General features: G+C 72.7%; 4 protein-coding genes. All 4 read right to left on the bottom strand.

Annotated features, from left to right (window positions below; translation table 11 throughout):
• Positions 1-1,584, bottom strand: a 1,584-nt coding sequence (gene treZ, locus ACM2XV_RS12250) for a malto-oligosyltrehalose trehalohydrolase (RefSeq protein ID WP_487027117.1), incomplete at its 3' end; no start/stop codon positions are given.
• Positions 1,581-3,704 carry a malto-oligosyltrehalose synthase gene (gene treY, locus ACM2XV_RS12255; RefSeq protein ID WP_487027118.1) on the bottom strand — a complete coding sequence of 708 codons (2,124 nt, stop codon included), beginning with the start codon at positions 3,702-3,704 and terminating at the stop codon, positions 1,581-1,583. The genes treZ and treY, both read right to left, overlap by 4 nt.
• Before the next feature lie 61 nt (positions 3,705-3,765).
• Positions 3,766-4,599 carry an undecaprenyl-diphosphate phosphatase gene (locus ACM2XV_RS12260; RefSeq protein ID WP_344778037.1) on the bottom strand — a complete coding sequence of 278 codons (834 nt, stop codon included), beginning with the start codon at positions 4,597-4,599 and terminating at the stop codon, positions 3,766-3,768.
• Between the two features lie 80 nt (positions 4,600-4,679).
• A partial coding sequence (locus ACM2XV_RS12265; protein ID WP_487027119.1) for a hypothetical protein occupies positions 4,680-4,867 on the bottom strand: 188 nt, incomplete at its 5' end.

Consider the following 4,867-nt stretch of genomic DNA (forward strand, 5'->3'; position numbering starts at 1 on the left):
CACGTGGCCGCGAACGAACGAGAAGGTGCCGCGCGAGGCATCCGCATCGACCTCGACCGCGCGCGCGTCGACAGGGATGTCCCGGCGCAGCTCGATCAGCCTGCGGAAGAACGCGAGCAGGCGTCGATGCCGCTCGCGCTCGAGCTCGCTCCAGTCGAGCTTCGAGCGCGTGAACGTCGCCGGGTCCTGCGGGTCGGGCACGAGGACCGGGTCCCAGCCGTGCTGCGCGAACTCGCGCGTACGGCCGTGGGCCACGGCCGCACCGAGCTCGGGCTCGGGGTGCGAGGTGAAGAACTGCCACGGGGTGCGCGCGCCCCACTCCTCCCCCATGAACAGCATCGGCGTGAACGGCCCGAGCAGCACCAGGGCGGCGCCCGCGGCGATCAGCTCGTCTGGCACCTGCGCGCTGAGCCGGTCGCCGGCCGCGCGGTTCCCGATCTGGTCGTGGTCCTGCGCGAAGGCCACGAGCCGGCGGAAGGCGATCTCGGGGTCGAGGGGGCGGCCGTGGTGCCGCTGCCGGAAGCTCGACCACGAGCCGTCGTGGAACCACCCGTCCCGGAAGACCTTGGCGAGCGCGCCGAGATCCGCGAAGTCGCCGTAGTAGCCGCTCGACTCCCCCGTGAGATTGGCATGGATCGCGTGGTGCACGTCGTCGTCCCACTGGGCGTCGAGCCCGTAGCCGTGCCGCTCGCGCGCCCGGATCAGCCTGGGGTCGTTCAGGTCGCTCTCGGCGATGAGGGTGAGCGGGCGCCCGACCTCGGCCTCCCAGCCGGCCGCGGCGGCGGCGAGCTCCTCGAGCAGCGGCAGGGCCCGGCTGTCGTGCAGGGCGTGCACCGCGTCGAGCCGCAGCCCGTCGACGTGCAGGTCGACGAGCCAGTGGCGTGCGTTGTCGATGATGTAGCGACGCACCTCGTCGGAGCCCGGGCCGTCGAGGTTGACCGCCTCGCCCCAGGTGTTGCTGCCCGCGCCGAGATACGAGCCGAACCTCGGCAGGTGGTTGCCGCTCGGCCCCAGGTGGTTGTAGACGACGTCCTGGATGACGGCGAGGCCGCGGGTATGGCAGGCGTCGACGAAGCGCTGGTAGGCCTCGGGGCCGCCGTAGGGCTCGTGCACCGCGAACCACAGCACCCCGTCGTAGCCCCAGCCGTGCGGGCCGTTGAAGGCGTTCACCGGCAGCAGCTCGACGGCGGCGACGCCGAGCTGCACGAGGTGGTCGAGGCGGCCGATGGCGGCGTCGAGAGTGCCCTCTGGCGTGAAGGTGCCGAGGTGGAGCTCGTAGATCACGTGGCCGAGCACCTCGCGCCCGCGCCAGTCGCCGTCGGACCAGGTGAAGGATGCCGGGTCGAACGGCGCCGAGAGCCCGTGCACCCCCTCGGGCTGGCGGAGCGAACGCGGGTCGGGGAACGGCCCGTCGCCGTCGACGAGGAAGCCGTAGCGCTGCACCTCGCTCAGCGTTGCGGCCTGGGCATCCGGCGCCCACCACCCGTCATCGCCGCGCGTGAGCGCGTGGGTCACGTCGCCGGGCTGAGTGAGAAGCCGAACGGATGCCGCATCGGGCGCCCAGACGCGGAAGTCGGTGCTCACGCCGTCACCACCAGGGCGACCGGGTACCGGGCGAACACCGTGCCGAGAGGCACGCGACCGTCGAAGCGCTGCCCCGTCAGCTCGTCGCGGCCGTGCAGCTCGACCACGGTGTCGCCGTCCCAGCCCCCGGCCGCCTGCAGGCCGAGGGGAAGCCGGGTGGCGAGGGCCGCCGCTCCCCCGCGGTCGACGCCGATGAGGTGATCGGCGCGGGGCCCGTCGGCGCGGACGGGGGCATAGCCCTGCAGCAGCTCGGGTCGGTCGCGGCGCAGCCGCAGGGCGCGTGAGACGACGAGCAGCTTGGCGGCGCCGGAGTCGTCGACGGGCGGCAGCCAGCCGTCGTCGAGCCGCGCGAGCAGCTCGGAGCTCGCCGCGTAGTCGACCGGGCGGCGGTTGTCGGGGTCGACGAGCGAGCGATCCCACCGCTCGGTGCCCTGATAGACGTCGGGCATGCCGGGCGAGAGCAGCTGCAGCAGCTTCATGCCGAGGCCGTTGCTCCACCCGGCCGGGGCGATGCGGGCTGCGAAGTCGGCCACGATGCGCCCCACCCGGGCGTTCTCGAACGGCGACCGTGCGAGGGCGGCGAGGCGCGCCTCGAACTCTTCGTCGGGGGTCGTCCAGCTCGTGGCATCCCCCGCCTCTCGCGCGGCCTTCAGCGCGTAGTCGACGAGCCGCTCGGCGCTCGCCGGCCAGGCGCCGATGATCGCCTGCCAGACCAGCTCGTCGATCGGCGCGTGACCGGTTCCGGTCAGCTCGCGCAGTTCGGCGAACAGGGCGGCCCACTCGGCGGGCACCTCGGAAAGGGCCGCGATGCGGGCGCGGGCGTCCTCGCTGCGCTTGGTGTCGTGGGTCGTGAGGGCGGTCATCGTGCCGGGCAGCTGTGCGGCGCGCGCCGCCTGCCGCTCGTGGAACCCGTCGGGGGCGAGCGCGAACCACGACGGGTCGCCGCCGACCTCGTTGAGGCTCGTGAGCCGCGGGTAGCGGTAGAAGGCGGAGTCCTCCACGCCCTTCGCCATGATCATGCCGCTCGTCTGCTGGAAGCGCGCGGCACCCGGGTTGCCGGGGTCGGTGAGGCCGGCCACTGTGCGCGCGATCGCCGGCGCGAGCTCGGGGCGGGCGGCGGATGCCTGTGCCGCGGCCGCGTCGAGGTATTCGCGCCCGAACGGCAGGTACGTGCGGTACACCGGCAGCGCCGCCGCCAGCTCGACGAGGGCCTCTTCGACCGGGGCCGCTTCCGTGCCGCCGCCTACGGCCGCACCGAGCTCGCGCGCGATTCGCGCCACGTCGGGGTGCAGCACGCCCCGGGCCACCTCGCGCTTCCGGTCTGCGGCGAGCGCGGGCCAGTCGAACGGTGCGCCGGCCGCGTCGTCGGCGACGCGGGTCAGCTCGGCCTCGCCGCGCGGGTCGATGAAGACCCGGTCGACGAGCCCCAGAGCGTCGTAGCCGGTCGTCCCCTCGACCGGCCACGACGGCGGCAGCCGCTCGTCGCCCTCGAGGATCTTCTCGACCCAGATCGGGGCGCCGCCGACCGCCCGGCTGAGCCGCTCGAGATAGGCGCCCGGGTCGCGCAGGCCGTCGGGGTGATCGACGCGGACGCCGTCGACGAGCCCCTCCGCGAACCAGCGCGCGATCTCGCGATGCGAGGCGTCGAACACCCGCGGGTCCTCGACGCGCAGCGCCGCCAGCTCGTTGATGGCGAAGAAGCGGCGGTAGTTCACCTCGTCCGGCCAGGTCTTCACCCGGCCGTGGCCGGCGTCCCAGTCGATGTCGAAGAAGTCCGCGAACTCGGAGGAGGGCCCGTGCTCGAGAACGTCGCGCCACCACGGATTCGCCGCGGGGTCGCCGACCCCCATGTGGTTCGGCACGATGTCGACGAGCACCCCCATGCCGGCCGCGTGCGCGGTCTCGGCGAGGCGCTCCAGGCCCTCGGCGCCGCCGCGTGCGGCATCCACGCGCCCGTGATCGACCACGTCGTAGCCGTGCGCCGACCCCCTCGCCGCCTCGAGCAGCGGCGAGAGGTAGAGCCAGTCGACGCCGAGGCGGCGCAGATACGGGATCTGCGCGGCGGCGTCGAACAGGGTGAAGTCTGCGGAGAGCTGGAGTCGGTAGCTGTTGGCCGGCACGATCTCGACGCTAGAGAACTCGCGCCGGGCGCGCGAGCCGCTTGACACGGCGGCGCCTGCGTCAGGTCGCGCTGATCACGCCGAAGCCGAGCAGCAGTGCGATCACGACCGCCACCGCGATGCGGTACCAGATGAAGACGCTGATGGGGTGCCGCTGCACGAGGCGCAGCAGCCACGCGATCGACACGTACGCGACGATCAGGCTCACCAGGGTGCCGACGGCCGTCGCCCCCCACCCGACGGTCGCAGAGATGTCGCTCGCCGAGGTGAGGGCCTCGAAGCCGCCCGCGGCGACCAGTGCGGGGATGGAGAGGAAGAACGAGATGCGCGTCGCGGCCACGCGGTCGAGGCCGCGCAGCAGGCCGGCGCTGATGGTGGCGCCCGAGCGCGAGACGCCCGGCACGAGGCTGAAGCACTGCACGATGCCGATGAAGACGGCATCCGTCAGATTCATCTTCTGCTCGTTGCGCTGCTTGAGTGCGACGCGCTCGGCGAACCACATGACCGCGCTCCAGACGACGAGCGCGATCACCACCACCCAGAGGTTGCGCAGCGGGCCCGAGATGAAGTGGCGGCCGAGGAACCCGACGATGCCGACAGGGATCGTGCCGATGATGACGAACCAGGCGAGCCGGTAGTCCGCGCCGCGGGCGTTGCGGTTGGCGAGGCCGCGGAACCAGGCGGCGATGAGCCGCACGATGTCGCGCCAGAAGTAGACGATCACCGCGATGATGGCCCCCACCTGGATGATCGCGGTGAACGCCGTCACGCCCTTGTCGTTCACCTGCAGGCCGAGCAGTTTCTCGACGATCGTCAGGTGGCCCGTGCTCGAGACGGGCAGGAACTCGGTGATGCCCTCGACGATTCCGAGGAGGAGCGCTTGCAGCAGATTCACGCGGGGATCCTTTCGGGTGCCCTGTGAGAAAGGTCACAGGCGGCCTGGGCCAGGTTATCGGGCGACGCGGCGCGGGAGCGTCACGACAGCTCGTCGAGCGCCTCTCGGCAGGTGCGGAACACCCGGCTTCCGGCGAGCAGTCCGTGGTGCTCGAGCTCGACGCGCAGCACGGCGCGCGCCCGGCAGTAGTCGACCGAGATGCCGCGCTCGGCGAGCTCGGCCAGTGCGGTGCGCAGCACGGCGGCGCCCGTCGCGTCGATTCCGGTGA

Source organism: Gryllotalpicola sp. CP2-P1 (assembly GCF_057512245.1).